Origin of the sequence: Thalassobaculum sp. OXR-137 (assembly GCF_034377285.1) — a bacterium.
Classification (GTDB): Bacteria; Pseudomonadota; Alphaproteobacteria; order Thalassobaculales; family Thalassobaculaceae; genus Thalassobaculum.
Genome location: NZ_CP139715.1, coordinates 3199208 through 3223185, shown reverse-complemented (window position 1 = coordinate 3223185; position 23978 = coordinate 3199208). Strand labels below are relative to the sequence as shown.

The 23978-nt window shown below is 67.0% G+C and carries 22 protein-coding genes; 11 read left to right on the top strand and 11 right to left on the bottom strand.

The genetic code is table 11. From position 1 onward, the window contains the following. Positions 1–53: 53 nt before the first annotated feature. The 3 genes from T8K17_RS15190 to T8K17_RS15180 all read right to left on the bottom strand — a co-directional run bounded on the left by T8K17_RS15190 (position 54) and on the right by T8K17_RS15180 (position 2887). Positions 54–524, bottom strand: coding sequence for a chemotaxis protein CheW (locus T8K17_RS15190; protein ID WP_322330583.1), 471 nt, complete (start codon positions 522–524; stop codon positions 54–56). Between the two features lie 104 nt (positions 525–628). Beyond that, entirely contained in the window at positions 629–1672 is a 1044-nt protein-coding gene (locus T8K17_RS15185) for a hypothetical protein (RefSeq protein ID WP_322330582.1), read from the bottom strand. A gap of 105 nt (positions 1673–1777) precedes the next feature. Then, positions 1778–2887, bottom strand: a complete 1110-nt coding sequence (locus tag T8K17_RS15180) for a cobalamin-independent methionine synthase II family protein (protein ID WP_322330581.1) — start codon at positions 2885–2887, stop codon at positions 1778–1780. Between the two features lie 338 nt (positions 2888–3225). On the opposite strand from T8K17_RS15180, the gene T8K17_RS15175 reads away from it, so the two are divergent. The 4 genes from T8K17_RS15175 to T8K17_RS15160 all read left to right on the top strand — a co-directional run bounded on the left by T8K17_RS15175 (position 3226) and on the right by T8K17_RS15160 (position 7069). Further along, a complete protein-coding gene (locus tag T8K17_RS15175) occupies positions 3226–3966 on the top strand; it encodes a GntR family transcriptional regulator (RefSeq protein WP_322330580.1) in 741 nt (246 codons plus the stop codon). A gap of 140 nt (positions 3967–4106) precedes the next feature. Then, entirely contained in the window at positions 4107–5150 is a 1044-nt protein-coding gene (locus T8K17_RS15170) for a TRAP transporter substrate-binding protein (RefSeq protein ID WP_322330579.1), read from the top strand. 102 nt (positions 5151–5252) lie between these two features. After that, positions 5253–5753, top strand: coding sequence for a TRAP transporter small permease (locus tag T8K17_RS15165; RefSeq protein WP_322330578.1), 501 nt, complete (start codon positions 5253–5255; stop codon positions 5751–5753). Then, positions 5753–7069, top strand: coding sequence for a TRAP transporter large permease (locus T8K17_RS15160; protein WP_322330577.1), 1317 nt, complete (start codon positions 5753–5755; stop codon positions 7067–7069). The genes T8K17_RS15165 and T8K17_RS15160 overlap by 1 nt, the downstream gene beginning before the upstream one ends. Positions 7070–7619: 550 nt before the next feature. Here the strand turns inward: T8K17_RS15160 and T8K17_RS15155 are convergent. Further along, entirely contained in the window at positions 7620–8027 is a 408-nt protein-coding gene (locus T8K17_RS15155) for a hypothetical protein (protein WP_322330576.1), read from the bottom strand. A gap of 153 nt (positions 8028–8180) precedes the next feature. Here T8K17_RS15155 and T8K17_RS15150 point away from each other — a divergent pair, with 153 nt between their 5' ends. Beyond that, positions 8181–8381, top strand: a complete 201-nt coding sequence (locus tag T8K17_RS15150; RefSeq protein WP_322330575.1) for a hypothetical protein — start codon at positions 8181–8183, stop codon at positions 8379–8381. 5 nt (positions 8382–8386) lie between these two features. On the opposite strand, the gene T8K17_RS15145 is transcribed toward T8K17_RS15150, so the two are convergent. The 5 genes from T8K17_RS15145 to T8K17_RS15125 form a co-directional block, all read right to left on the bottom strand. Beyond that, the gene (locus tag T8K17_RS15145; RefSeq protein WP_322330574.1) at positions 8387–8980 is read right to left on the bottom strand and encodes a hemerythrin domain-containing protein; all 594 of its coding nucleotides are present in this window, start codon (positions 8978–8980) and stop codon (positions 8387–8389) included. 59 nt (positions 8981–9039) lie between these two features. Further along, positions 9040–11763 carry an ATP-binding protein gene (locus T8K17_RS15140; protein ID WP_322330573.1) on the bottom strand — a complete coding sequence of 908 codons (2724 nt, stop codon included), beginning with the start codon at positions 11761–11763 and terminating at the stop codon, positions 9040–9042. Next, positions 11763–12020 (bottom strand): hypothetical protein, encoded by a 258-nt coding sequence (locus T8K17_RS15135; protein ID WP_322330572.1) that lies wholly within the window; start codon positions 12018–12020, stop codon positions 11763–11765. The genes T8K17_RS15140 and T8K17_RS15135 overlap by 1 nt, the downstream gene beginning before the upstream one ends. 20 nt (positions 12021–12040) lie before the next feature. Continuing rightward, positions 12041–12409, bottom strand: a complete 369-nt coding sequence (locus tag T8K17_RS15130; protein ID WP_322330571.1) for a response regulator transcription factor — start codon at positions 12407–12409, stop codon at positions 12041–12043. 118 nt (positions 12410–12527) lie between these two features. Further along, positions 12528–14114, bottom strand: a complete 1587-nt coding sequence (locus T8K17_RS15125; protein ID WP_322330570.1) for a helix-turn-helix domain-containing protein — start codon at positions 14112–14114, stop codon at positions 12528–12530. Between the two features lie 265 nt (positions 14115–14379). On the opposite strand from T8K17_RS15125, the gene T8K17_RS15120 reads away from it, so the two are divergent. The 6 genes from T8K17_RS15120 to T8K17_RS15095 all read left to right on the top strand — a co-directional run bounded on the left by T8K17_RS15120 (position 14380) and on the right by T8K17_RS15095 (position 20760). Further along, positions 14380–15726 carry a substrate-binding protein gene (locus tag T8K17_RS15120; RefSeq protein ID WP_322330569.1) on the top strand — a complete coding sequence of 449 codons (1347 nt, stop codon included), beginning with the start codon at positions 14380–14382 and terminating at the stop codon, positions 15724–15726. Positions 15727–15893: 167 nt separating this feature from the next. Further along, a complete protein-coding gene (locus tag T8K17_RS15115; RefSeq protein ID WP_322330568.1) occupies positions 15894–16910 on the top strand; it encodes a branched-chain amino acid ABC transporter permease in 1017 nt (338 codons plus the stop codon). Positions 16911–16914: 4 nt separating this feature from the next. Next, a complete protein-coding gene (locus tag T8K17_RS15110) occupies positions 16915–18075 on the top strand; it encodes a branched-chain amino acid ABC transporter permease (protein WP_322330567.1) in 1161 nt (386 codons plus the stop codon). A 14-nt stretch (positions 18076–18089) separates the two neighbouring features. After that, positions 18090–18845: an ABC transporter ATP-binding protein gene (locus T8K17_RS15105; RefSeq protein WP_322330566.1), complete on the top strand. Its 756-nt coding sequence runs from the start codon at positions 18090–18092 to the stop codon at positions 18843–18845. Positions 18846–18866: 21 nt separating this feature from the next. Then, positions 18867–19658 (top strand): ABC transporter ATP-binding protein, encoded by a 792-nt coding sequence (locus T8K17_RS15100; protein ID WP_322330565.1) that lies wholly within the window; start codon positions 18867–18869, stop codon positions 19656–19658. Positions 19659–19770: 112 nt separating this feature from the next. Continuing rightward, entirely contained in the window at positions 19771–20760 is a 990-nt protein-coding gene (locus T8K17_RS15095; RefSeq protein WP_322330564.1) for an MBL fold metallo-hydrolase, read from the top strand. An 88-nt stretch (positions 20761–20848) separates the two neighbouring features. On the opposite strand, the gene T8K17_RS15090 is transcribed toward T8K17_RS15095, so the two are convergent. Beyond that, complete coding sequence (locus T8K17_RS15090) at positions 20849–21382, bottom strand: hypothetical protein (RefSeq protein WP_322330563.1); 534 nt, start codon at positions 21380–21382, stop codon at positions 20849–20851. Positions 21383–21494: 112 nt separating this feature from the next. Beyond that, positions 21495–23867, bottom strand: a complete 2373-nt coding sequence (locus tag T8K17_RS15085) for a methyl-accepting chemotaxis protein (RefSeq protein ID WP_322330562.1) — start codon at positions 23865–23867, stop codon at positions 21495–21497. Positions 23868–23978 lie beyond the last annotated feature (111 nt).

The following is a 23978-nucleotide window of genomic DNA, read 5'->3' as shown; positions in this document are numbered from 1 at the left end:
GGCAATCGGGGCCCGCACGGGTCCCAGACAAACTTTCAGAACCAGGCAAACACTTAGAAAGTGAGGACTTCGGAGACGTCCAGCAGGACCAGCAGCTCGCCATCAAGCTTGTGGATGCCGTTGGAGACTTCACGAAGTTTGGCGGACATCGTCGCCGGATGCGGATCGATCGCGGCGTCGTTGATGTTCAGAACGTCGCCGACCTCGTCGACGACCAAGCTGTACAGGTCGCCCTTGTACTCGACGACCACGTTCATGTGGTGGTCGCTGTCGGACTTCGGCATCGAGAGCCGGGTGCGCAGGTCCACCGCGGTGACGATGCGGCCGCGCAGGTTGAGCGAGCCCCGGATCACCTGAAGGGACAGCGGCACACGGGTCACCGGCTGCGGGCCGATGATGTCCTCCACGTCGAGGACCGGGATGCCGAAGCTCTGCTTGCCGACCTTCACGGTCACGAACTGGACGACATCCGCCATGGTCATGGCGTTACCTGAATCACTGACTTGCGGGGTGAGCGCGTTCATCGTCTGTCTCCTGCTCGGCCGACCGGGCCGCTTCGTTCTGAAAGGGACTCTACCGGCGAGACCCCAAAGGAAAGGTTAACAGTGAAAATTTTAGCTTTGCAGGGTCAATGTCCGGTTTCGCGCTTCTTGATGCGCGCCAGACCCGGCAGCATTTCGCCCTTGATGAATTCGATCCGCTTCATCGGCGCGCCGCCGCGCGACGGGAACCGCTCCGCCCAAAGCTTCATTTTCACGGTCAGACCGCACAGCACGGCGGCCAGGGACACGTGGTGGTCGCGCACGAAGTCGCGGAAGTTCTCGAAGGCATGCGGGTCGATATCGTCCCACAGCTTCTGGGAGCGCTGGTCGAACATGTCGAAGCGGCCGACCAGGCTGGTGGAGATGTCGGTGAGGTCGCTGGCGATCTCGGCGATCACCCGCTGGTTGGCCGGATCGGAGCGGACCTGGAAGTTGTCCTTCAGGTCGTTCATCCAGTCGATCATGTCAGGGATCGCGCCGGTCACCTCGTCCAGCGCGTCGCGGAAATAGCTCAGGCTGAGGAACACATCGCCGCACTCCTCCAGGAACTTCGGCACGTCTTCCAACTCGATCTTCAGGGTATCGGCCAGTTCCTTCAGCGCGCGCATCGCGTCCTCGCGATTCGGCTTGCGGACCAGGTCGATCAGCTCGCTGGCCTCCGAGGCGTCCTGCTGCTGGCCGTAGATCTTCATGATCAGCGGCCGGGTGAAGGAAGCCATGTACTCGGACAGCTCGGCGCGCTTCTCCGGCGACAGGTTCAGGGCCTCGGTGCCGGTGAAGTCGACATTGATGCGGCGCAGCTCGATGCGCAGGGAGAAGACGTCGAAGCTCTCCAGCTCCGCCAACCGGCGCAGGATCTCCACATCCTCTTCGAGCGCCTTGGGATCCTGGGTGAAGAACTGGGGAATCTCGTCGATGCGGATCTGGCCGCTGCCGATGCCGTCGCCGCGGAACAGCTCCAGAACGCTCTCCAGATGGGCGTTCTTGATCATCGTCGCCTTCTTCAGCCCGAGGGTCTGAAGCGGGACGTCATGCAGCGGCAGGGCGTAAAGTCGGTCGACCGCGGCTTCCGAGGCACCGAAATCGTATGTCTTGGGAGCGCTCGCGTCCATCTTCACAGCATCGGCCATAATGTCCTCCAGGATTGCGGAGAACTCTAGGCCGACACTGTAAAGAACCGGTTAACTCAAATCGGATGCGTGTCGTGGCGTATGCAGGTCAGGCCCGGCTCCAAATCACGCCTGGCCCCAGACGTCCTTGGCGACCTCGACGATGAAGCCGAGCTTCCGCCACTGCTCCTCCTCGGACAGGATGTTGCCCTCCTCGGTCGAGGCGAAGCCGCATTGCGGGCTGAGGCAGAACTGGTCGATCGGAGCGAATTTCGAGGCCTCCTCGATCCGGGCATGAACGCCGTCCCGGTTCTCCAGCTCGCCGAATTTCGAGGTCACCAGGCCGAGCACGACCTTCTTCTTACCCTTGGGCAGGAAGCGCAGCGGCTCGAACCCGCCGGCCCGCTCGGTGTCGTATTCCAGGAAGTAGCCGTCGTAGTCCAGCTCGCCCAGCAGCATCTCGGCGACCGGCTCGTAGCCGCCTTCGGAGATCCAGCTCGAGCGGAAATTGCCGCGGCAGACATGGGTGGTGATCGCCATATCGGCCGGCTTGGCCTTGAGCGCGTGGGCGATCATCCCGGCATAGGCGGCCTTCAGCGCGTCGGGATCCTCGCCCCGGTCGCGGACCGCCTGGCGCTCCTTCTCCGAGCACAGATAGGCCCAGACCGTGTCGTCGAACTGCAGGTAGCGGCAGCCGGCGTCGTAGAAGCTGCGCACCGCCTGGGCATAGGCCTCCGCGGTGTCGGCGTAGAAGGCATCCATGTCCGGATAGACATCCTTGGAGATCGCGTCGCGGCCACCGCGGAAATGCAGGACCGAAGGCGACGGGATCGTCATCTTCGGGGTGACCTTGGTGACGCTCTTCAGGAACCGGAAATGATCCAGCATCGGATGGTCGGAGAAGCCGACCTTGCCGGTGACGCCGATGCTCTCCGACTTGGTCTGCACGCCGGAAAACTGGATCGCCTTGGCACCCTGCACCATCTCCACGCCGTCGAGGCCGGCGAGGAAATCGAAATGCCACCATGAGCGGCGGAATTCGCCGTCGGTCACGGCCTGGAGCCCGACCTCTTCCTGCTTGGCGACCACGTGGCGGATGCAGTCGTCCTCGACCTTCCGCAGGCCGGCGGCGTCCAGCTTTCCCGCCGCGAAATCGGCCCGGGCCGCTTTCAGTTCGGCCGGGCGCAGCAGGCTGCCGACCTCGTCGGCTCGAAACGGCGGGGTCGAGGCTGTCATGGGGCTTCCTCCGGGTCGGTCTGATTGTTTGCGACAAGTCCGATTGCCTTGTCTTTCCCATAAGTTGTATACATGACGTATACGATTGCAAGAGACGATCGGGAGGAAACGCGATGCCAAACCGCAGGGAACCGGACCTGGGTCCGGCCCCCGCGCTGCCTTCTGGTGCGGGACTGTCCGGCCCCATCCACCCAAGCTCCGGAGCCGGCCTGGCCGGCCGCATGCGGGGGCTTCTGCCGGTGGATCGCGGCGACGGAATACAATCGCATGCGCCCGGGACACGGCGGCGCCGGGAGCGGGCGGCCCGGCCGTCCCGCCCGGCGGGAGCGGCCTGAGCCATGGTGGGCACCGCCCGCCGCGAGCGCGGCAGTTCCCAGAGCCTGAAGGCCCTGCTCGGCATCCGTGAGCTGGTGTTCTCCGGCGAGGTCGGCCCCGGTGTGCGCCTGTCGGAGGTGACCCTGTCCGGCCGTCTCGGCATCTCCCGCACCCCGATCCGCGCCGCCCTGGCCCAGCTCGACCAGGAAGGGGTGGTGGAGACGATTCCCTCCGGCGGCTACACGGTGCGAGGCTTCACGCCCGCCGACGTGGCCGACGCCATCGAGCTGCGCGGCGCGCTGGAAGGCATGGCCGCCCGGCTGGCCGCGGAACGCGGTGTCCCCCCGGCCCGGCTGCAGGCGATGCACACCCTGCTGGCGGAGCTGGATGCCCTGGTAGCCGACCCGGCGCAGACCGATTTCCAGGCCTATATCGCCCGCAACGGAGAGTTCCACGAGCATCTGCACGCGCTCTCCGGCAGCGAGACCATCCGCAGGGAGCTGGAGCGCGCCATGCGCCTGCCCTTCGCCGGACCGAACGCCTTCATCTCGGCCCAAGAGGAGATGCCGGAGGTGCGGGCCTCCCTGGTGGTGGCGCAGGCGCAGCACCGGGCCATCGTCAACGCCATCGAGCTGCGCGAGGGGGCCCGGGCCGAAGCCCTCGCCCGCGAGCACGCCCGGCTTGCCCGGGCCAATCTGGATGCCATGATCGAGGACCGGAAACGGATGACCACCGTCCCGGGCCTGTCGCTGATCAACGGATAGGAGCGCGCCGGCCCGGATATCGCCGGACCGCAAGGATGTACCCCGCGAAGATATACAGGGACGCGGCGATATGATGACCTTCGCCGAGCCGGGCTCGACCCAGCCAATAAACGGAACCAGCCTGTAGGGAGGACAACGCAATGCTGAAGAAACTGCTCTCGGCCCATCTGCTTTCGGCGGGGGTCGTCGCCGCCGGCCTTCTGGCCGCCGCCGCTCCGGCGGGCGCCCAGGACGTCACTTTGAAGCTGCACCAGCTTCTGCCGCTCAAGGCCGCCATCCCCGACAAGTTCATCAATCCGTGGATCGAGCGGGTGCAGACCCAGTCCGGCGGCCGCATCAAGGTCGAGCACTATCCCTCCATGCAGCTCGGCGGCAAGCCGCCGGAGCTGGTCCAGCAGGTCACCGACGGCGCGGTCGACATCGTCTGGACGGTGATGGGCTACACCCCGGGCCGCTTCCCGCGCGCCGAGGCCTTCGAGCTGCCGTTCATGGTCGCCACCGCCGAGGAGACCTCGGTCGCCTTCCAGAAATACGCCGACAAGCACATGCAGGACGACTTCCCCGGCATGCACGTGATCGCGGTCCACACCCACGGTCCCGGCCTGATCCACTCCAAGGATCCGGTGAACACGCTGGAGGACCTGAAGGGCATGAAGCTACGCGGTCCGACCCGGGTGATCACCGGTATGCTGGAGCAACTCGGCGCGGTGGCGATCGGCATGCCGGTGCCGGCGGTGCCCGAGGCGGTGTCCAAGGGCGTGATCGACGGGGCGGTGATCCCCTGGGAGGTCACCCTGCCGCTGAAGATGGCCGAGCTGGTGCATAACCACACCGGCTTCGCCGGCGACCGCGGCCTCTACACCGCGACCTTCCTGTTCGCCATGAACAAGGCGAAATACGACTCGCTGCCCGACGACCTGAAGAAGGTGATCGACGACAATTCCGGCGTCGAGGCCGCCCGTCTGGCCGGCCGGGCGATGGACGAGGTGGACAAGATCGGCCTGGCCAAGGCGCAGAAGGCCGGCAACACCGTCATCACCCTCGACGCGGCCGAGACCGCCCGCTGGAAGGAGGCCGCCGGTCCGGTGGTCGAGAACTGGATCGCCGAGATGGACGGCAAGGGCATGGACGGCAAGGGCATGGTCGCCGACGCCCAGGCCCTGGTGGCCGCCGAGACCAAGTAACGCCCGGTCACGGGACGATGACGAGGCAGGCGGCCCGTCCGCCTGCCTCTTTCCTTAGGTGCCGATGGCCGCAGAGGTACAGACTTGGCCGAGGGGGCGTGCGTGTATTCGACGATTTCCGGGTTCCTGACCCGCCTGTCGCGGCTGCTGGCGATGCTGGGCGGCGCGCTTCTGCTGGCGATCACCGCCCTGGTGGTGCTCAGCGTCAGCGGCCGGGCCCTGATCTGGGCCGGACTCGCGCCGATCCCCGGCGATTTCGAGCTGGTCGAGGCCGGCACCGCGCTCGCCGTGTTCTGCTTCCTGCCCTGGTGCCAGCTGGAGCGCGGCCATGTCTCGGTCGACGTCTTCGCCGACCGGCTCGGCCCGCGCCTGAACGCCGCTCTGGCGGTGCTGTTCGACCTGGCGATGACGGCGGTGGCCGGCTTCATCCTGTGGCGCCTGTGGGCCGGGATGCAGGACAAGATGCAGTACAACGAGACCACCTACATCCTGCAGTTTCCGGTCTGGTGGGGCTACGCCGCCTGCGTGCCGGTCGGCGCGGTCTTCGTGGCGGCCTGTGCCTGGTCGGCGGTGCGCGACGTGATGGAACCGAGGACGGGCTGATGGACAAGCTCGAGATCGCGCTCTGGTCGTTCCCGCTGCTGCTGCTGCTGATCGGCCTGCGGATGCCCATCGGCCTCGCCATGCTGCTGCTCGGCATCGGCGGCTCGGTGCTGGTCAACGGCAGCTGGCTGCCGGTGATGTCGCAGATGAAGTCGATGGCCTACGACACCTTCTCCAACTACTCGCTCGGCATCATCCCGCTGTTCCTGCTGATGGGCCAGTTCGCCACCCATGGCGGCCTGTCCAAGGCGCTGTTCGACGCGGCGGAGTCGTGGCTCGGCCACCGCAAGGGCGGCGTGGCGATGGCCGCCGTCGGCGCCTGCGGCGGGTTCGGCGCGATCTGCGGTTCCTCGCTCGCCACGGCGGCGACCATGGCCCAGGTCGCCCTGCCCGAGCTGAAGCGCTTCGGCTATTCCGGCTCGCTGTCGACCGGCGCGCTCGCGGCCGGCGGCACGCTCGGCATTCTGATCCCGCCCTCGGTGGTGCTGGTGATCTACGCCCTGCTGACCGAGCAGAACATCGCCAAGCTGTTCGTCGCCGCCGTGGTGCCGGGCATCCTGGCTGCGCTCGGCTACATGGCCGCGATCGCGATCTACGTCCGCCTGAAGCCGGACAGTGCCGGCCACCGCGACCCGGCCCCGATGGCCGAACGGTTCCGCGCCCTGTGGCGGATCTGGCCGGTGCTGGTGGTCTTCGCCGTCGTGGTGGGCGGCATCTATCTCGGCCTGTTCACCCCGACCGAGGGTGCCGCCTTCGGGGCGGCAGGCACCGGATTGATCGCGCTGGCCAACCGCGGCCTGACGCTGGCGAAGCTGAAGACCTCGCTGCTGCAGACCGCGACGTCGACGGCGATGATCTTTTTCATCGTCCTGGGGGCGGCGATCTTCAACAGCTTCCTTGCCTTCGCCCAGCTGCCCCAGGAGGCGGCCCAGTGGGTCACCGACCAGGGCTTCGCCCCCTACACGGTGCTGGCGGCGATCCTGCTGCTGTATCTGGTGCTCGGCTGTTTCATGGATTCGCTGTCGATGATCCTGCTGACGGTGCCGATCTTCTTCCCGGTGGTCAGCGAGCTGGATTTCGGCATGGAGCCGGAGGCCTTCGCCCTGTGGTTCGGCATTCTGGTGCTGGTGGTGGTGGAGGTCGGGCTGATCACCCCGCCGGTGGGGATGAACCTGTTCGTGATCAACTCGATGGCGCGCGACGTGCCGATGGCGCAGACCTATCGCGGCACACTGCCGTTCCTGATGAGCGACGTGGTGCGGGTGGTGCTGCTGGTGCTGTTCCCGGCGATCACGCTGTTCCTGGTGGGGCTGTAGGAGGGTTTTCAGTCTTCGCACACTCCCCGGATTCATTCCGGGGCAATCCCGAGGGGCGGTGTCCCCGTTCGACAGTTTCGCCCGGCGCCCGTCCCAGCGGCGCCGATTACCCCGGAATAAATCCGGGGAGTGAAAGATGAGTGGGGATATCGGGCGTCACCTCGCCCGGCGATGCAAAGGCCCGCAGGCAAATCGCGCTCCCCGACCTCCTCCACGCACTCCCCGGATTCATTCCGGGGCAATCCCGAGGGGCGGTGTCCCCGTTCGACAGCTTTCCCCGACGCCCGTCCCAGCGGCGCCGATCACCCCGGAATAAATCCGGGGAGTGAAAGATGGGTGGGGGATATCAGGCGCCACCTCGCCCGGCGAAGCGAAGGCCCGCAGGCAATTCGCTCTCCCCTGCCTCCTCCACGCACTCCCCGGATTTATTCCGGGGCAATCCCGAGGGGCATTGTCCCCGTTCGACAGTTTCTCCCGGCGCCCGTCCCAGCGGCGCCGATTACCCCGGAATAAATCCGGGGAGTGAAAGATGAGGAGGTCGGGAAGCGTCCTACTGAATCTTCTTCGAGGTGGTCGCGTCTTCGCGGTCCTCCCAGGCCCGCTGCAGGGAGTCCAGGGAGTCCTCGAATTTCCGCTGTGCAGCCACGTAGCCGTCGGCACTGGCGTCCTGGAGATGACGCCAGTCCTGCTTGACCGCCTCCCAGGCGTCGTCGAGCGCCTCGCCAGTGCGGTCGCCGACCCGGGCGGTGGCGTCGCCGGCGGCGTCGACCTGGCGGGCGGTCCAGTCGCCGACCCGGTCGGCCCAGTCCTTCATGGTCTCGGTCATGCCGTCGACATAGGCCTCCGCGCCGGGGGCTTCCGCACCGGGCGATTTGGCGGAATTCTGCGCCAGGGCCCCGCCGCCGAGGGCGCCCAGCAGAAATGCGGCCAGCGCCAGGGGAGCTATGGTGGATCGCATGGGCGTTCTCCCGCCGGGTTTCGCGAATCGGATGTCCTGGGATCTGGGCAGCGGCGCCCGCCGTTCAAGGGAGCCGCCGGCAATCCCCCCGCGATCCGGCGCGACGGGGGGTCCGCGCTCTGCTACCGTGAGCGATCAACAGCCGGTGCCGCCATGGATCCGACCCCTCGCCCCGATACCGAGCCGCCCGCGCCCGCCCGGGCGCCGATGCGCTGGGCCGGGCATGGGCATCTGGGCGCGGCCCTTCTGCAGATCGGGATCCTGATCGCGGTGAATCTCGGCCTGTGGGGCGTGGTGCTGCTGATGGCGATGAAATTCGCCGGGGTGTGGGGCGACCCGGTCGCGGGTCAGTAAGGGCCTTACCCCCCGAGCTTCAGCAGGGCCGGAATGACGAGCTCCTCCTCGTCCACCAGGTGGCGGTCGAGCACCCGCTGAAACTCCGCGACGGATCCCACGAACGGCTCCATCTGCGCCGCCCCGAGGGTTCCCGCCTGGGCCGCCTGGAGCAGCCCGTTCACCTCGCCGGCAAAGCCGTGCAGCCGGGCGTCCAGGTCCTTGTGGTCGGCATCCAGCAGGTCGAAGCCCCGGGCCACCGACGGCTCGAGCCGGCGCAACTGCGGAAAGTAATGGGCATCCTCGACCGAATGATGCCCGTGCAGCTCGCCCAGCAGGGTACTGGCCAGCCGGTACAGGCGCGGGGCGAAGTCCTCCGCCGCCATGTCGCCGGCCGCCGACGCACCGGCATCAGCGGCGATGCGGTCGAGCAACTGGCGGAAGGCGGCGTGGCGCTCCAGCCAGAACTGGGTCATGCCGCCGAAATTCGGATGCGCCGCCCAGGAGGCCTGCGGCATCGCCTGCACCAGCACGCGCAGCGCCTCCGGCAGGGCCGTGCGGGCGTCCAGGCGCAGGTCCGGGTCGAGGGCGGGGCGGTCGGGAAGGTCGGGCTGGGTCATGGGGCTCGGAATGCGGGGGCCGGAAGGGGCTGAACCCCCTACATAGCATTCCGGCCGATTTATTCACCCGCCGCGGCTGCGGTTTCCCGCCGCAACGGCAGCCGCAGCCGGAAGCGCGCCCCGCCGCGCCCCATACCCCGACCGGGCTCCGGCAGCAGTTCCAGGTCGCCGCCGAGCATGCGGGCGATGCTGCGGCTGATCGACAGGCCGAGCCCGGCCCCGGTGCGGTGGCCCGGGGTCAGCTCCCGGCCGCGGGCGAACTTGGCGAAGATCCGCTCCCGGTCCTCCGCCGGGATGCCCGGCCCATTGTCGTCCACATAGGCGAAATAGGTGCCGCCATCGACCCGGCTGCTGACGGTCACCCGCGGCTCCTCGCTGGTGTTGTACTTGATGGCGTTCGACAGGATGTTCATGAAGACCTGGGCCAGCCGGTCGCCGTCGGCGCGGATCGGCGCCTCGGCGACGCAGGCGCCGTAGTCGATGGTCACCCCGGCGCTGGCCGCCATGCCGCGGCAGGTCTCCACCGCGTGTTCCAGGATGCGGGCCGCGTCGACCTCCTCCAGGCGCAGGGCGAACTGACCGCTGTCCAGATGCGAGACGTCGAGGATCTCGTCCAGCAGCCGCGACAGGCGCAGGGTCTCGTCCTGGATGATCTTCAGGTATTTGCGCGAGCGTTCGGATTCCAGGTCCGGGTTGTCGAGCAGGATCTCCGAGAACGACCGGATCGACGCCATCGGCGTGCGCACCTCGTGGCTCACCTGACTGAGGAAATCGTCCTTCTGGGCATCCAGCATCCGCAGCCGCTCGTTGGCGTCCTGCAGGGCCTTGGCGGTGTCCTGCAGTTCCTGGGACTTCGCCTCCAGGCGCTGGGAGTACTCGATCACCTGCTGGGTCTCATCGACCAGCCGGATCAGTTCGTCCAGGCTGATGGTCTCGCCGGTCACCACCTGGCTGATCATCACCCGGGCCGAGGCGGCGCCGATGCCGCCGGCGAGCAGCCGTTCCAGATGGGAGATGAAGGCCGCGTCCGGGCGCGGCATGTCGCCGACCGCCCCCTGGCGCTGGGCGAACTCGGCGAAGACCCGCTGCGCCTCCTCCGCGCCGAGGATCCGCTGGGTCATGATGTAGAGGTCGTCCACCGTCGCCGAGCGGGTGATGAACCGCCCCTCGCTCTCCGCCGGATTGCGGAACACGTCGACGAACAGGGTGCCCTGCAGCCGCTCCAGCGGGTTCTGCTCGCGGATCAGCGACACGACCACGAACAGGACCACGTTGACGGTCATGCTCCAGAACACCGAATGGACCATGGGGTCCTCGCCCTGGACACCGAACAGCGCATGCGGCCGCAGCCAGCCGAGGCCCCAGGGGCCTTCGACCATCAGGGTCTGGGTGACGAACCAGACGCCCTCGAAATTCGGCAGCACCAGCGTGTAGATCCACACAACGAAGCCAGCGAACATGCCGGCCGCCGCCCCGGCCTTGGAGGCCGAGCGCCAGTACAGGCCGCCGACCATCGCCGGCAGGATCTGGGCGGCGCCGGCGAAGGCGATCAGGCCCATGGCGGCGAGCGCGTCGGACTGGGCGCTGGCGACGAAATAGCCGAAGCCCAGCAGCAGCAGCAGGCCGATGCTGACCCGCCGGCTGACCAGCAGCAGCCGCTTCATGTCGCCGCTGACCGCCTGGCTGAGCACCGGCAGGCGCAGCACCACCGGGATCACGATGTGGTTGGAGACCATGATCGACAGGGCGATGCAGGCGACGATCACCATGGACGTCGCCGAGGAGAAGCCACCGATGAAGGCGAGCAGCGCCAGCGCGTCCTGGCCCTGGGCCATGGGCAGGGTCAGCACGAACATGTCCGGATTGGCCCCCGGCGGCAGCAGGGTCAGCCCGGCGATGGCGATCGGCAGGATCGAGCAGCACATCAGGAAGAGATACAGCGGGAACAGCCAGGAGGCGGTGCGGAGCTGCGCCTCGTCGGCGTTCTCCACCACCGTCACCTGGAACTGGCGCGGCAGGCACAGGATGGCGGTGCCGGCAAGGAAGGTCATCGCCACCCAGCGCGGGCCGTAGACCGTGTCCGGGTCGATGACGATGCTCGCCCCCGGCATGGCGAAGACCTCGCCGAGCCCGCCGGCCACGCCGAAGACCACGAAGATGCCGACCGCCAGCAGGGCGATCAGCTTGACCAGCGCCTCCAGCGCGATGGCGGCGACCACCCCGTGGTGGCGCTCGTTGGCGTCGATGTTGCGGGTGCCGAACAGGATGGTGAAGGCGGCCATGCCGGCGGCCACCCAGAAGGCGGTCGAGACGTCGATCACCGCCTCGTTGCCGGCGCTGCCGACCACCGAGAAGCTGATGGTCACCGCCTTGAGCTGGAGCGCGATGTAGGGGGTGCTGGCGATCACGGCGATGACGGTGACCAGCACCGCCAGGGTGGTGCTCTTGCCGTAGCGCGAGGAGACCAGGTCCGCCACCGAGGAGATCCGGTGCACCCGGCCGATCCGCACCAGCTTGCGCAGCACGAACCACCAGCCGACGAAGACCAGGGTCGGCCCCAGATAGATCGTCACGAACTCCAGCCCGTCGCGGGCGGCCGAGCCGACAGCGCCGTAGAAGGTCCAGGACGTGCAGTAGACCGAGATCGACAGGGTGTAGATCAGCGGCGAATGGGCGAGACCCACCCGGCCGGCGCGGGCCCGGCGGTCGCTGACGAAGGCCACGATGAACAGCAGCGCCACATAGGCGAGTGCGGTGACCAGGACGACATTGGCGGAGAGCATCAGCCGCCCTCCCCCTCCGGATCGAGATGCCGGTCCTCGCGCTCGTAGGCGCGGCCGGCCCGCCGGGCGACGATCCGGGTGACGACGATCAGCCCGGCCCAGACCGCGAAGACATAGACGACGATGGTCGGGATCCCGAACACGGAGGTCGGCTGGTTGACCACACTCAGCATCGGCGGCATCACCAGCCAGGTGCCGAGCAGCACCATCAGCGCCACCGCGTCACGGACCTTGGTGCGGGTGGGACGGGACGCCATCGGCACTGCGGAATCCGGCTTCAGGCCGACGCCAGGGTCATGACCCGCTCCACCACTTCGCGGTTGGAGAACGGTTTGGTCACGAAGGCGTCCGCCCCCAGTTCCTCGGCCGTCTTGCGGTCCTTTTCCTGGCCCTTGGCGGTCAGGATCATCACCGGCACGCCCTTCAGGTCCGGATTGCTCTTGATCCATTTCAGGACCTCGAACCCGTTCATCTTCGGCAGCATCACGTCGAGGATCACCAGGTTGGGCCGCATGGTCCCGATCTTGTCGATCACCGCGCGGCCATCGAAGACGGCCGTCACCTCGCAGCCCTCCCGACTCAGAATAAAACTCAGGGATTCGACGATGTTCGGTTCGTCCTCGGCGATCAGCACATGTGCCGGCACGGTGTGGTCCTCCCCCGAATTCACCGGTTGGCCCGGCGACCTTTTGAATAGTGTAGCGCTGAACCTGTCCGCACGGAACGGTTCAGCATCGGACGTCTTCCGACGACAGTTCTGGCTGTCACAGCGCCGGATTCCGGACAATCGATTCCTCTTCGCGGTGCAGACATTCGATCCGCGGGCAGAGCCGACAGCTCGCTCCCACCCGCGCCGCCATCTCGCGCGCCGACAGGTCCAGACCGTCGGCATAGACCGTGGCGTCCGCATGCACCGCCTCGCAGGCCAGCATGACCGAATGCAGCACCGGCGGCTCGTGGAAAGTGGCCGGCTGCTTGGTCACGGTGCGGGCGACGAACAGAAAGCGCCCCCGGTCGGGAAACTCCGCGAGCTGCCGCACCACCCGGTCCGGCGTCTGGAACGACTGGTAGATTGCCCAGAGCGGACAGGCATGGCCATAACGCGGCAGCGGCAGGCCCGGCAAGGGGAAGCGTTTGGTGGCGTGGCCGGCGGGGTTGGAGCGCAGGAAGGCGAACGGGATGCCCTCCATCCCCCGCCGCCGCAGGGTGATAAGCCGATGCGCCACCTGCTCGAAGCTGGCGGCATAGCGCTGGCGCAGCACCTCGATGTCGTAGCGGCAGGCGACCGCATCCTCCAGAAAACTCTCGTAGGGCAGCAGGGCGGCGCTGGCGGCATAGGAGGCCAGCGCCCGGAACGCCTGGCTGCGGGCGGCGTCGCTGGAGAGGCGCGGATCGTCGATCTCCCGGGCGAGGACGTCCCCCAGCTCCAGCTCCGCCGCGACCCGGGCGAGTTGGAATCGCCGGGTGGAGATCGAGGCGTTGTCGAGGAACATCAGGGTCTTGGTCTCGGCATCGAAGCGGCAATGGTTGCGGAAGCGTTCGCCGCTCGGCGCCTCGGCGGCGGTGCGCCCGCGGTTGACCACCGAGATGCCGTGGCGCCGGTCGAGATAGTCGATCAGCGCGCTCATCATCGTCTCGCCCTGGCGCTCCACGTCGCGGCGCATCCGGGCGGCGGCGGCCTCCAGCTCGGGGAAATGGTTGCGCCGCTCGATGAGAAAGTCGTCGACCTCCTCGGCCGGGGTGACCGAGCGGGTGTCGGCCTCCGGCACCTGGAACACGTCGGTCAGCGCCTGGGCCACGTCGCTGAGCTTGGCGCTCTCCTCGGTCATCATCCCCTGGAACCGCCGCTTCTGTTCCGGCGGCATGTCGTCGACATTCTCCAGGATCTCGGAGACCGAGCGCAGGGCGGTGATATGGGTCAGCACCTGGTGGATCAGGTCGCCCAGGAACGGGTCGCGGCTGAGCCGGTCGGACAGCGCCGACACGGTCTCCGCCTGGTCGATATAGGCACGGTACAGGGCCAGCATCGACTGCGCCCAATCCAGGTGCCGGGCGACCAGGTCCTGCGCCCCCTCCTCCGGCATCCGCGCCGCCTTGAGCCGGGGGTCGGCGGCCATCTCGCGCAGGTCGTCGATTACCCGGCGCTCGGTGGTGCCGGCCAGGGTCTCGGCATCCAGGTCCAGGGCCGCGGCGAGCCGGTTCAGCAGGCCGCCGGCGATGTTGCGCTTCCCGGATTCGATCAGGTTCAGATAGGACGGCGAGATCCCCACGGCCTGGGCCAGCCCCGACTGGGTCAGGTCGAGCTGCTTGCGGCGCTCGCGAATGCGGAAACCGGCAAGTTCCAAGGCCATCCTGCACTCTCCCTTTTCCCAAGTCTGCGCGCGGTTAAACCCGCTTTTGTCACATATTTACAGTTTTGCAGGTGCGTTGTGTCTCATTTTGACAAAATAGTCAATTCAAAACAATAACTTAGTTTGCAAATTTTCAGATACCCTCTACAGTCGTATTGCCGCAGTCCAGGCTCGCGACGGCCTCCGCGCCATCGGGAACCACCATCAAGATCGACCTGTGATCGACCGCGACGCGGCACGGACGAAGACCGAACGGGAGGAACCAATGACCGTCTTCGATAAGGGCGTCTCACGCCGCTCGCTGATGAAGGGGGGTGTCGCGCTGACCGCCGGCCTCGCCGCCCCGCATTTCTTCACCAAGAGCGCCTATGCCTATCTGAACGAGCCGAAGGGCGGCACCGTCACCCTCGGCTTCAACGTGCCGCAGACCGGCGCGTATGCCGACGAGGGCGCGGACGAACTGCGCGCCTACCAGCTCGCCGTGAAGCACATCAACGGCGAAGGTGACGGCGGCATGCTGAACACCTTCTCGTCCAAGGCCCTGAAGGGCAACGGCATCCTCGGCAAGAAGGTCGAGTACGTCACGGGCGACACCCAGACCAAGTCCGACGCCGCCCGCGCATCCGCCAAGCGGATGATTGAAAAGGACGGCGTGGTGATGGTGACCGGCGGCTCGTCCTCCGGCGTGGCCATCGCGGTGCAGTCGCTGTGCCAGGAAGCCGGCATCATCTTCATGGCCGGTCTGACGCACTCCAACGACACCACCGGCAAGGACCGCCGGGCCAACGGCTTCCGCCACTTCTTCAACGCCTATCAGTCCGGCCAGGCGCTGGCGCCGGTGCTTGAGGAAAACTACGGCAAGGACCGCAAGGCCTACCACCTGACGGCCGACTACACCTGGGGCTGGACCCAGGAAGAGTCGATCGCCGACGCCACCGAGGCTCTCGGCTGGCAGACCGTCGAGAAGGTCCGCACGCCGCTCGGCGCCGGTGACTTCTCGCAGTACATCACGCCGGTGCTGAACTCCGGCGCCGACGTGCTGATCCTGAACCACTACGGCAAGGACATGGTCAACTCGCTGACCCAGGCCGTGCAGTTCGGTCTGCGCGACAAGCAGGTCAACGGTAAGGACTTCGCCATCGTCGTTCCGCTCTACAGCCGCCTGATGGCGCAGGGTGCCGGCGAGAACGTGAAGGGGATCTTCGGGTCGACCAACTGGCACTGGTCGCTGAGCGACGCGGGCTCCCAGGCCTTCGTGAAGTCGTTCGGCGCCGAGTACGGCTTCCCGCCGTCCCAGGCCGCCCACACCTGCTACGTCCAGGCGCTGCTCTACGCCGATGCGGCCGAGCGGGCCGGCACCTTCGCTCCCTGCGATCTCGGCAAGGCCCTGGAGGGCTTCGAGTTCGACGGCATGGGCAACGGTCCGACCCTGTACCGCGCGGAAGACCACCAGTGCTTCAAGAAGGTGCTGGTCGTGAAGGGTAAGGACAACCCGACCTCGCAGTTCGACCTTCTGGAAGTGGTGAAGGAAGTCGAGCGGGAGAAGGTGACCTACGACGCCAACATCCCGCAGTTCGCCGGCAGCCTCGGCAGCTGCAACAACGGCGCCTGATCCGGAGCGCATCCCGGACGCAACCGCCCGAGATGCACCGACACAACGGGGGCTCCCTTACCGGAGCCCCCGACTTGCCCGTTCAGGCCCCTCTCGACCGATGGTCGAACAGCCCTGCGCGCGGCACATCTTTAGTCAAATAGAAATCCCGGAGGGGGGACCGCGTCATGGACGCTTTCGTTCTTCAGATGTTGAACGGGCTCGACAAGGGCGGCGCTTACGCGCTGATCGCCCTGGGGCTGACCCTGATCTTCGGCACGCTGGGGGTGGTGAACTTCGCCCACGGCGCCCTGTTCATGCTGGGCGCCTTCTGTGCCGTATCGATCCAGAAGCTGCTGACGCTGTCCAAGAAGGTGAAGGACGAAAGCATCACCTTCTTCGACGCCTATAAGGAAATCCCCTACCTGGAGACCTGGTTCGGCGACACCGGAAGCGTGATCATCGATTACGCGGTGCCGATCTCCGTGCTCGCCGCCATCCCGATCATGCTGATCATCGGCCTGATCATGGAGCGCGGCCTCATCCGCTTCTTCTACAACCGCTCCCATGCCGAGCAGATCCTGGTCACCTTCGGCCTGGCGATTGTGCTGCAGGAGCTGGTGAAGGCGATCTTCGGCGCCAACCCGATCCCGACGCCGGCCCCCGAAGTGGTCGCCGGCAGTGCCGATCTCGGCATCTGGTTCGGTGTGCCCGGGACCATCGTCTATCCATACTGGCGCCTGATCTACCTGTTCTTCTCGCTCGCCGTGATCGGCGGGGTCTTCGCCTTCCTGCAGTTCACCACCTTCGGCATGGTCGTGCGCGCCGGGATGCAGGACCGCGAGACGGTCGGCCTGCTGGGCATCCATGTGGAGCGCCGCTTCACCATCGTCTTCGGCATCGCCGCGGTCGTCGCCGGGCTCGCCGGCGTGATGTACACGCCGATCCTGCCGCCCGACTACCACATCGGCATGGAGTTCCTGGTGCTGTCCTTCGTGGTGGTCGTCGTCGGCGGCATGGGCTCGCTGCCCGGCGCCGTCCTGGCCGGCTTCCTGCTGGGCATCCTGCAGTCCTTCGCCTCGATGAACGAGGTGAAGTCCATCATTCCCGGCATCGACCAGATCATCATCTACCTGATCGCCGTGATCGTGTTGCAAGTCCGTCCTCGTGGCCTGTTGGGTCGCAAGGGCGTGATGGAGGGTTAGACCGATGGCCGCCTCTTCGACCTCCGCCTTCGGCACCAGCGGCCGCAGCGACCTGCTCTTCCTGGTGCTGTTCGCCGCCGCCGTGCTGACCGCGCCGCTCTGGGCCAGCCTGATCGGCGCCGGCTATCCCGACCTGCTGCAGAAATGGGCGATCTACGGCCTGTTCGCGATCGGCTTCAACATCCTGTTCGGCCTGACCGGCTACCTGTCCTTCGGCCACGCCGCCTTCCTGGGCGTCGGCTCCTACACGGCGGTCTGGTCGTTCAAGCTGCTGGGCATGAACGTGCTGCCGGCGGTGATCTTCGCGATGATGACCGCAGGGGTGTTCGCGCTGGCCATCGGCTATATCAGCCTGCGCCGCTCGGGCATCTACTTCTCGATCCTGACCCTGGCCTTCGCCCAGATGTCCTACAACCTCGCCTATTCGGTGCTCACGCCGATCACCAACGGCGAGACCGGGCTGACGGTGCTGCCGAGCGACCCGCGCATCCTGGAGCAGCTCACCGGCACCCGCGACACCGTCTCGACCCCGACGACCTCGCTGTTCGGGCTGGAGATGACCGGCTATCCGGGCTTCTACTTCTGCGCGGTGGTGCTGATCATCGGCTTCTTCGTCGCCATGAAGATCGCCCGCTCGCCCTTCGGCACCATGCTGAAAGCGATCAAGTCGAACCAGACCCGGATGAACTACACCGGGTTCAACACCCGCCCCTACACGCTCGCCGCCTTCATCATCTCCGGCATGTATGCCGGGCTGGCGGGCGCGCTGCTGGCCTCCACCGACCCGCTGGCCGGGGCGGAGCGCATGCAGTGGACCGCCTCGGGCGAGGTCGTGCTCATGACCATCCTCGGCGGGGCCGGCACCCTGCTCGGCCCGGTGCTGGGCGCGGCGGTGATCAAGTACTTCGAGAACATCTTCTCCGCCTTCAACGAGCAGGTCCTGATGGAGATGTTCAACTTCCTGCCGGCCACCCTGCAGGAGGCGGCGGTCGCCGTCGCCGGCCTGTTCGTCGGCGAGGGCTGGCACCTGACCCTCGGCGTGGTCTTCATGCTGATCGTGATCTTCCTTCCGGGCGGGATCATGGAAGGCATCCGCCGGGTCCAAAAGATGTTCCGGCGGTCGGACGGGGCCTCGCGCTCCGACACCGTCAGCGAATCGGCCTGAGGGAGAGCGGGACCATGTCGATCCTAACCGTCCAGGGCGTGAACAAGTCCTTCGCCGGCCTCAAGGCGCTCAATCAGGTGAACCTGAAGGTCGAGCAGGGCCAGGTGCACGCCATCATCGGCCCGAACGGCGCCGGCAAGTCGACGCTGCTGAACTGCTTCGTCGGAAGGCTGGAACCGGATACCGGCACCGTCATGTTCGACGGCCAGTCGCTGCTAAACCGGCGGCCGCACGAGATCAACCAGCTCGGCGTCGCCCGGGTGTTCCAGACGCCGGAGATCTTCCCCGATCTCTCGCTGCTGGAGAACGTGATGATCCCGGCCTTCGCCCATCGCGACGGCTCGTTCACCCTGAACTGGCTGCCGCGCATCGACGGCGAGGCGGAGATCCGCGACAAGGCCATGCACATGCTGGAGGATGTCGGGCTGGCCGATAACCGCTCCGACCATGCCGGTGCCCTGTCGCGCGGCGACAAGCGGCGGCTGGAGCTGGCCATGTGCCTGGTGCAGGAGCCCCGGCTGCTGCTGCTCGACGAGCCGACCGCCGGCATGTCGCGGGCCGACACCAACAACACCATCGACCTGCTGAAGCGGATCGGCGAGCGCGGCATCACCAAGATCGTCATCGAACACGACATGCACGTGGTGTTCTCGCTGGCCCACAAGGTCTCCGTCCTGGCCCAGGGCACCGTCATCGCCGAGGGCACGCCGGAGGAGATCCGGGGCAATCCCAAGGTGCAGGAAGCCTATCTGGGCGGCGCCCACCTGTAAGTCCGAAGAAAGGGCCAAGAGATGAACGCCACCGAGACCACCACTGCGAACCCGACCGCCGGCACCGGCACCGGCACCGCCGATTACCGCGCGCCCGCCGCCGGCACTGCCCCGTTCTTCCGGGTGCAGGACATCCACGCCTATTACGGCGAATCCTACATCGTCCAGGGCGTCTCCTTCGACGTGCAGGAGCAGGACATCGTCGCCCTGCTCGGCCGCAACGGTGCGGGCAAGACCTCCACCCTGCGAACCATCGCCCGCACCGAGAAACCGGCTCTGCAGCGCGGCGAGATCTGGCTGCACGGCCAGCCGCTGCACAGCATGAAGGCGTTCGAGGCGGCCCGGCTCGGTGTCCAGCTCGTGCCCGAGGACCGGCGGATCATCCCCGGCCTGACGGTCGAGGAGAACCTGCAGCTCGCCCAGGTGGAGGAGCCGATCGGCTGGCCGCTGGAGCGGATCTACGACCACTTCCCCCGCCTCGCCGAGCGCCGCCGCCAGGACGCCGTCACCATGTCCGGCGGCGAGCAGCAGATGCTGGCGGTCGCCCGGGCGCTGGCCCGCGACCTGAAGCTGCTGCTGCTGGACGAGCCCTACGAGGGTCTGGCGCCGACCATCGTCAAGGAGATCGAGGGCATCCTGGAGAGCGTGAAGCAGCTCGGGATCACCACGATCATCGTCGAGCAGAACGCCATCGCCGCCCTGCACCTGGCGAACCGGGCGCTGATCCTCGACATGGGCCAGATCGTGTTCGACGGCTCGGCCCAGGAGGTGCTCGACAACGACGACCTGCGCCACGAATACCTGGCGATCTGAGGCGCCGACGCCTTCCGTGTCACGTTCCCGGCAGCGGGACTTGGCGGCCTGACCGCCCGGTCCATATCGCTGCCGGCGTTCGTCTGCCTATAAAACACGGGGAGGAAACCTCATGCGTACCCTCAGTCTGACCGCGACCGGCACCAAGCTCGCCGTCGCCGCGCTCGCCTTTTCCGCCGCCCTGGCCGCCGCGCCGGCCGCGGCCCAGACCGTCAAGATCACGCCGCTCGGCAGTCATGACGGCGAGTTCTGCCCGTTCGACCGGGCGATGATCTTCGAGGATCCCGACGGCACCCGCCTGCTCTACGACGCCGGCCGCACCGTCGCCGGGGCCGAGGATGCCCGGCTCGGCACCATCGACGCCATCCTGGTCAGCCACATGCACGGCGACCATGTGGGCGACCGCCATATCAGCGCGGTGAATGCCGGCGAGTGCGGCAAGCCGGACGTGAGCGTCGCCGTCGCCCCCAACACCAATTCGGTCAACATCGCGCTGGCCAAGAACGCCGCCATCGTCACCGGCAGCGAGATGCCGAGCTTCTTCGCCGGCAAGCTGAAGGCCCTGGGCGGCGATCCGGCCAAGTCCCAGCTCGTGCGCTTCGGCGCCTCGCGCAAGGTCGGCGGCGTCACCGTCACCACGGTGCCGGCCGTCCATTCCAACGGCATCAGCGGCGCCTTCATCGACGGCGATCTCGGCCACATGCTGTCCTCCGCCGGGCTGACCGCCTATGCCGGCCCGCCGACCGGCTATGTGCTGACCTTCTCCAACGGCCTGGTCGCCTATCTCTCCGGGGATACGGGGGTGACCGCCGAGCAGGAGACGGTGGTCGGCCGGCAGTACAAGGCCAAGCTGGTGGTCATGAACATCGGCGACACCTTCACCACCGGGCCGACCGAGGCGGCCTATGTGATCAACGACCTGATCAAGCCGGCCGCCGTGATCCCGTCCCACGCCAACGAGGTCGCCACCAAGGACGGCACGGTGATCGCCGGGACCAAGACCGACACCTTCATGAAGGCGCTCTCGGTGCCGGCTCATCTGCCGCTGAGCGGGCGGACCATGGAGTTCGACGGCGCCGGCGCCTGCACCGCCGGCTGCTGAGCCCCCTCGCCCACGTCTGTCGGGCGGCGCGGAAGACCGTGCCGCCCGATCGGTCCGTCGGGTCGAAATCTGCCGACCCGGCGGGCGCTCAGATCCGGCGCGGATCGTCGACCGTGTCGGAATAGACGATGAAATGGGTGACCCCGTCCCGGGCGGATCCCATGGGGGCCACGGCGCGGACCCATTCCCGGTGCGGAATGTCGATACCCTCGTACCGCAGCCAGCCCATATAGAGGCGCGGCGCGGCGACCAGCGTTCGGTAATGTTCCAGGAAGACCGAGCGGGTCGGCTCGATCAGCTCCGACACCCAGAGCCCGTCGACGCCCATATTCGCCTTCTTGGCGATGGAGCGGCCGTAGATCAGGTATCGGAAATCGTCGCGGTCCCGGTCGACCACCAGCTTGTGGACCAGCCCGATCAGCGGACCCAGCAGGTCGATGGGTGTGGTGGGCGGCACCAGCCCGTCCACCGCGTGGTCTTCGTACCATCTGGCCAGCAATCGCTGGCCGGAGGTCCAGGTCTCCGGATCCGGCATCTCAAGGATCGCTCCCCCCTCGGCACCCGCCGAATGGGGTTTCCGATACCTGTCATAGGGATCGAGATAGGTAGTTGACATCGTCACGGCCCCGTTCTGCGGCCCATCCCGATCGACCTCCGTCCCCGGCGGTCGATCGGCAAGCCCTCTGATTTAACGTCCCGGGGATTCCCTAAGCAATAATCGTGCCGTCCTTCTCTCAGGCGTAGCGCAGGCCGATGCTGCGGCCGGAAATGCCGGCCACCGCCACGTTGCGCCGGCCGAGCCGGGGCGAGGCGATCTGGCCGCGGTTGACGGTGCCGCTCAGCGTATCGCCCTGGGCCAGTTCGATGCCGACCCCACCCTCGGAGCGGTTGACGATCACCACCTCGTAGCGGTCCTCGCCGAGCGTGAGCGTCGCCGGCTCACGGGTCTCCTCGCGGGCCTGCTCGCGGCGATCGACTTCCGGAGCCGATGTCCGCACCACGCGGACCACGACCTGCTTCAGGTTCTCGATCGCCACCTGCATATGCTCCGAGGCCGACTGCACCGACGAGGCGGCGTCCAGGTTCGACCGGGCTTCGGCCGAGACCAGCTCGATATTGGTGGCCACTTCGCGGGCCGCCAAGGCGGTCTCCGAGACGTTGCGGGCGATCTCCTGGGTTGCCGCCTGCTGCTCCTCCACGGCGGTCGCGACCGAGGTGGAGATTTCGTCGATGGCGCCGATCCGCTCGACCATCGACCGCACCGCGTCGACCGAGCGCTGGGTGATCGCCTGGATCTCGTGGATCTGTTCGGTGATCTCGCCGGTGGCCTTGGCGGTCTGGGAGGCCAGGTTCTTCACCTCAGAAGCGACCACGGCGAAACCCTTGCCGGCATCGCCGGCGCGGGCGGCCTCGATGGTGGCGTTCAGGGCCAGGAGACCGGTCTGCTGGGCAATGTCGTCGATCAGCACGACGACCGTCCCGATCTGCTTCGCCGCGTCGGCCAGGGTCTGGATCGTCGACTGGCTCTCCAGTCCCACATCCATCGCCTCGCGCGCCGTCGTGGCGCCGGTCGTCACCCGCGACGAGATCTCCTCGATGGAGGACGCCAGCTCCTCGGTCGCGGCGGAGACCGACTCGGCGTTCGCCAGAGCCTGCTGGGCCGCGGCGGCGACCGTCTGGCTGGTGCCGTCGACCCGTCCGGCGGACTTCGCCATCTCCTGTGCCTGGGCGATCATGATCGCCGTCTCGCCGGAGACGCTCTCCACCGCGCGGGACGATTCCGCTTCCACGGTCCGCGCCATGGCGCGCAGCGCCTCGATCCGCTCGGCCTCGTTGCGCTCGCGCATCTCCTCCTGCTCGGCCCGCAGCCGTTCGTTTTCCTGACCGTTGCGGCGGAACTGTTCGACCGCGCGGGCGATGTCGCCGATCTCGTCGTGGCGGGTCTGCTCGGGCACGTCGACCTCATAGGCCCCGGTGGAGACCCTGTTCATCACCCCGATGATCCGGCCCAGGGGCGTTGTGATCGTGCGGGAAAACAACACGCCGCCGATCAGCGCCAGCAAAATGACGCCGCCGCCGAACAGCACTTCGTACAGCAGCAGTTCGGCCTCGGACGCGAAGGCCTCCGCCTCCGAAACCGCTACCAGGACCCCCCAGGTGGTGCCGACGAATTGGACCGCCGCATGGCCGACCAGAACCTCGGAGCCGTTGATCTCGCCCTGCACGGTTCCGGTCTCGCCCGCCAGGGCAGCCTCGGCGCCCGGCCAGGAAATCGTCTCCTTCAACAGCGCGCTTTCCTTGGCGAAGCGGGAGTCGCTGCGGCGCAGATCGTCGGCCCCGATGATCACGGTGTCGCCGGTCTTACCCAGGCCCGTGGGGTGCTGCATCACCTCGTTCAGCCTGTCGATCGGCATCTGGAACGCCAGCACGCCGATGGTATTACCGACGTTGTCGGTCACGGTCTTGGCGATAAAGCTGGCCGGCGCGCCGAAGCTCGGGGCATAGGGCTCGAAATCGTCGAAAACGACCGTACCGGGAGCCGCCATTGCGCTCTGGTAGACCCGACCGAGACCAGTGTTCGCATACTCGCCGGTCACGAAGTTGGTGGCGTAGTCCAACTCCTTGAAGACCGTGTAGACGAGGTTGCCGTTCGTATCGAACAGGAAGATGTCGTAGAAGCCCTTGGCCCGCAGGAAGGCGCGGTACCAGGGATGAAAATGCGCGTGGGTCTCGTGATACGCCTCGGGTCCTTCCGCCCGGTCGAGCTCGTCCTTCGAGCCGGTCGGGTTCGGGTTGTCCGTGATATAGGCGGCCTGAAGCGCTTTCGTCGGGCCCTGGGCGAAGAACTCGGTCCAGCCCCCCTTGAACTCGACGATCGCCTCGAACGCGACCGGGCTGGACGCCAGCGTCTCCAGATCGATCCGGATCGAGTCCAGATAGGTCTGCAGCGACAGCGCGCGGTCGCTCGCCACGGTGATCAATCGGCGGTCGATGGCCTCTCTCTGCGCATTCGCGGACAGATAGATACCGACCAGGCTGCTGCCCACTCCGGCTATCAGAGCCGCCAGGAACACGAGCGCAGGGATTTTGAAAGCCAGCTTGGACATGATGGACCCGGAGCGGTTTTGACAGAAGCGATCCGCCGGCCAATCTGCGATCTAGCAAAGCCGGACGCGCTAAACTTGTAGCAAGCCCGTAAAGAGTAGGTTAACGCTCAA